Source organism: Streptosporangium sp. NPDC050148, from assembly GCF_055586505.1.
The window spans coordinates 1-4,753 of record NZ_JBVJIA010000077.1; the positions used below are offsets into that span (position 1 = coordinate 1).

General features: G+C 73.8%; 2 protein-coding genes. Both read right to left on the reverse strand.

Going from position 1 to position 4,753, the window contains the following annotated elements; genetic code table 11:
* Positions 1-1,631: type I polyketide synthase (locus tag ACZ6RT_RS37435; protein ID WP_470158860.1), on the reverse strand; the 1,631-nt coding region annotated here is incomplete at its 3' end.
* A gap of 45 nt (positions 1,632-1,676) precedes the next feature.
* A complete protein-coding gene (locus ACZ6RT_RS37440; RefSeq protein ID WP_470158861.1) occupies positions 1,677-4,715 on the reverse strand; it encodes an SDR family NAD(P)-dependent oxidoreductase in 3,039 nt (1,012 codons plus the stop codon).
* Between the last annotated feature and the right edge of the window lie 38 nt (positions 4,716-4,753).

The window sequence follows — 4,753 nt, forward strand, 5'->3', positions numbered from 1 at the left end:
GCCACCACCCCCGCACGATCGGCACCCACCACCACACCACGGTGATCGAACCCCGCCCGCGTCACCACCAGCGAATACCCCACATCCACCAGCCCACCGACGCCGGTACCTCCGTCGGCCACGAACTCCGCCAGCCGGCCCGCCTGGGCCCGCACCCCCTCCTCACCACGGCCCGACACCACGACCGGCACCGGAAGGCCGGGGGGCGGCTCGACGGCCGGGACGTCGGAGGCGACCTCGACGTCGGCGGGGGCCTGCTCGACGATGACGTGCGCGTTGGTGCCGCTGATGCCGAAGCCGGAGATCCCGATGCGGCGCGGGTGGTCGTTCTGCGGCAGCTCGACCGGCTCGGTCAGCAGCGAGACCGCGCCGGCCGACCAGTCCACGTGCGAGGTGGGGGCGTCCACGTGCAGCGTCCTGGGCAGTACGCCGTGCCGGAGGGCCATGACCACCTTGATGACGCTCGCCACGCCGGCGGCGGCCTGGGTGTGGCCGATGTTGGACTTCACCGACCCGAGCCAGAGCGGCCGGTCGGCGGGCCGGTCCTGGCCGTAGACGGCCAGCAGCGCCTGGGCCTCGATCGGGTCGCCCAGCATGGTGCCCGTCCCGTGCGCCTCGACGGCGTCCACGTCGGAGGGGACCAGCTCGGAGTTGACCAGGGCCTGGCGGATGACGCGCTGCTGGGAGGGGCCGTTGGGCGCGGACAGGCCGTTGCTGGCGCCGTCCTGGTTGACCGCGCCGCCCCGCACCACCGCGAGCACCGGGTGGCCGTTGCGGCGGGCGTCCGAGAGCCGCTCCAGCAGCACCAGGCCGATGCCCTCGGAGAAGGCGGTGCCGTCCGCGGCCTCGGCGAAGGCCTTGCAGCGGCTGTCGGGGGCCAGGCCCCGCTGGCGGCTGAACTCCACGAAGATCTCGGGGGTGAAGATGATGGTGACGCCGCCGGCGATGGCCATGGCGCACTCGTCCCTGCGCAGGGACTCGCAGGCCATCTGCAGGGTCACCAGGGAGGACGAGCAGGCCGTGTCGGTGGTGATCGCGGGCCCTTCGAGGCCGAGCGTGTAGGAGATCCGGCCCGACATGACGGCGGTGGAGGTGCCCGTCAGCAGGTGGCCCTCGACACCGGCGGGGAAGGTGCCCTGTCCCACGCCGTACCCGCTGGAGGCGGCGCCGACGAACACGCCCGTCCGGCTGCCCTTCATCGTGGCGGGGTCGATCCCGGCGCGCTCCAGCAGCTCCCAGGAGGTCTCCAGCAGCAGCCGCTGCTGCGGGTCGGACGCCAGCGCCTCGCGGGGGCTCATCCCGAAGAAGTCCGCGTCGAACCCGCCGGCGTCCTGGACGAAACCGCCCTCGCGGGCGTAGGTGGTACCGGGCGTCTCCGGGTCGGGGTCGTAGAGCCGGTCCAGGTCCCAGCCGCGGTCCTCGGGGAAGCCGGACATGGCGTCCCTGCCCTCGTCGACCAGCCGCCAGAGTTGTTCGGGACTGTTCACCCCGCCGGGGAGGCGGCAGCTCATGGCCACGATCGCGATGGGTTCACGCTGCCTGGCCTCGGTGTCGCGCAGGCGGCGGCGGGCGTGCTGCAGGTCTGCGGTGGCGCGCTTGAGGTAGTCACGCAACTTGTCGTCATTCGCCATGGGACGTCAACCAGCCTCGGTGCAGTAGGGATTCGTCAGGGGGGTTCAGGAGGTGCCGAGTTCCTCGTCGAGGACCGCGAAGAGCTCGTCGTCCGTGACCGACTCGAAGTCCTGCTCCGGCTCGGTCTCCACCGGGCCGCCGTGCGTGTCGTCCCACTTGCGGACCAGCGCCCGCAGCCGGGCGGTGATCGTGGCGTGGTCTGCGCTGTCCGCCGCGTACAGGGCGCTCTCCAGCCGGTCCACCTCGGCGAGCAGTGCCGCGGAGGGGTCGGCGGCGGCGGGGGCGATCTCGTCCCTGATGTGGCCGGCGAGCACGGTCGGGTTGGGGTGGTCGAAGACGAGCGTGGTGGACAGCCGCAGCCCGGTGGCGGCGTTGAGCCGGTTGCGCAGCTCGACGGCGGTGAGCGAGTCGAAGCCCAGCTCCTTGAACGCCCGTTCCGGCTCCACCGCGTCCAGGCTCGCGTGCCCGAGCACCCCGGCCGCCTCGGCGCAGACGAGGCGTACCAGGAAGGTCAGCTGCTCGTCCGCGGTCAGGCTCGCCAGCCGGTCCTCCAGCGCGGACGCGGTGGGGGCGGCGCCGGTGGCCCCGGCGGCCCGCACGACCCGGCGGGCCGGGGAGTGGACGAGGCCGCGCAGCAGCGCCGGTGGGGTGCCGGTGCCGGTGCGCATCGCCGCCAGGTCGAGGTGGATGGGCACCAGCAGTGCCTCGTCCACCGCGCGGGCGGCGTCGAACAGCGCCAGTCCCTCCTCGGACGTCAGCCCGACCAGTCCGGAGCGGGCCATCCGCTCGACCTCGGCGTCGCCGAGGTGGCCGGTCATGTCGCTGCGCTGGTTCCAGAAGCCCCAGGCGATCGAGACCGCGGGCAGGCCGTCGGCCCTGCGGTGCGCGGCCAGCGCGTCCAGGAACGCGTTGGCCGCGGCGTACCCCGCCTGGCCGGATCCGTCCAGCACCGCGGCGGCCGAGGAGAAGAGCACGAACGCCGACAGGTCCATCTCCCTGGTCAGCTCGTGCAGGTTCCAGGCCGCGCCCACCTTGGGACGCAACACCGCACCCACCCGCTCGGCCGTCAACGTCTCGACGATCCCGTCATCCAGCACCCCCGCCGTGTGCACCACCCCCGACAAAGGGCGATCGGCCGGGATCGACGCCAGCAACCGCGCCAGCGCCTGCCGGTCGGCCACGTCACAGGCCTGCACCCGCACCCGCGCACCCGCCTCGGCCAGCTCGTGCTCCAGCTCCGCCATCCCCGCCGCCGCACGGCCACGACGACTGGTCAACACCAGATCCCGCACCCCGTGCACCCGCACCAGATGCCGCGCCACCAAAGCACCCAGCGTGCCCGCACCGGTCACCAGCACCGTGCCACCCGGACCGAACGTCTGCGGCATCCGCAACACGACCTTGCCCACATGACGGGCCTGCGACAGGAACCGGAACGCCTCCGGCGCCCTGCGCACGTCCCACGAACGCACCGGCAACGGCCGCAACACCCCACGGCCAAACAGCTCCAGCACCTCCGCCAGCATGCCGTGGATGTGGTCGGGGCCGGAGTCGATGAGGTCGAAGGCCGCGTACTCGACGCCGGGGTAGGTGTTCGCGATTTCGGTGGCGTCACGGATGTCGGTCTTGCCCATCTCGACGAACCGGCCGCCTCGGGGCAGCAGGCGCAGGGAGGCGTCCACGAACTCGCGCGCCAGCGAGTTCAGCACCACGTCCACCCCACGCCCGCCACTGGCCTGCGCGAAGTACTCCTCGAAGTCCAGGTCCCGCGAGGAGGAGATCCGCTCGTCCGGAACCCCCAGCGAGCGCAGCACCTCCCACTTGGCCGGCGACGCGGTCGCGTACACCTGCGCGCCGAAGTGGTGGGCGAGCTGGATCGCGGCCATGCCCACACCACCGGCACCGGCGTGCACCAGCACCGACTCTCCCGCTTCCAGCCGCGCCACGTACCTGAGGCCGTGGTAGGCCGTCAGGAACACGCCGGGCACGGAGGCGGCCTGCTCGAAGGTCCAGCCCTCGGGCATCGGGGCCAGCAGCCGCCGGTCGGTCACCCCGACCGGGCCGAACGCCCCGTCCAGCAGACCCGTCACCCGGTCGCCCGGGACCAGGTCGTCCACCTCGGAGCCGACCTCCAGCACCACGCCGGACGCCTCGCCTCCCATGGGCACGTCGCGTTCGGGGACCATGCCGAGCGCCACGACGACGTCGCGGAAGTTGAGCCCGGCGGCGCGGACGGAGACCCGCACCTCCCGCGGGCCCAGCTCCCGGCCCGTCTCGGGGGCGGCGACCAGTGCCAGGTCCGACAGGCTGCCCTTGACCGGCGCGTCCAGCCGCCAGTGCGCCGTCCCCGCGGGCGGCACCAGACCACCGCCACCGGTGGCCGCCCGCGCCAGGCGGGGCACCCACAGGGCTCCCTCCCGTACGGCGAGCTGGGGCTCGTCCGGAACGGTGGCGGCCTCCAGGACGGTGCCGGGCACGGCCCGGTCGTCCAGGTCGACCAGCACGACGCGGCCGGGGTTCTCCGACTGGGCGGCGCGCAGCAGGCCCAGCGCGGCGGCACCGGCCAGGTCGGTGACGTCCTGGCCGTTCACGGCCGCGGCGCCCCGGGTGACCACGACGAGGCGCGCCGAGGCGAACCGCCCGTCGGCCAGCCACTCCTGGACCAGCTCCAGCGCCCGGCACGTCGCCGTCCGGACCTCGTCCGGGGTCGCGTCACCTCCGGTGTTCCCGGTGTTCTCTGCGTTCTCGGTGTCCTGGGCTGCGGGTCCGTCCGGGGATCCGGTGAGGGAGGTGAACACCAGCTCCGGGATCTCCCCCGCCGCGGCCAGCTTCGCCAGCTCCGTCACGTCAGCGCCCGCGCCGCGCAGCGCGCCGGCCAGGCCGAGCGTGTCGGTGCCGAGCACCGCGTACCGGCGTCCCGCGGGGATCTCGACGGGCGGCAGTGCCGCCCAGTCCACCCGGAACAGCAGGTCGCGGTGGGCGTCCGGGAGGGCGAGCAGGCCGTCCGGCGGGAGGGGGCGGGAGATCAGGGAGCCGATCGTGGCCACCGGAGCACCCGCCGAATCCGCCACCTGCAACGACACCGCACCCACACCCTGCGACCACAACCGCACCCGCACCG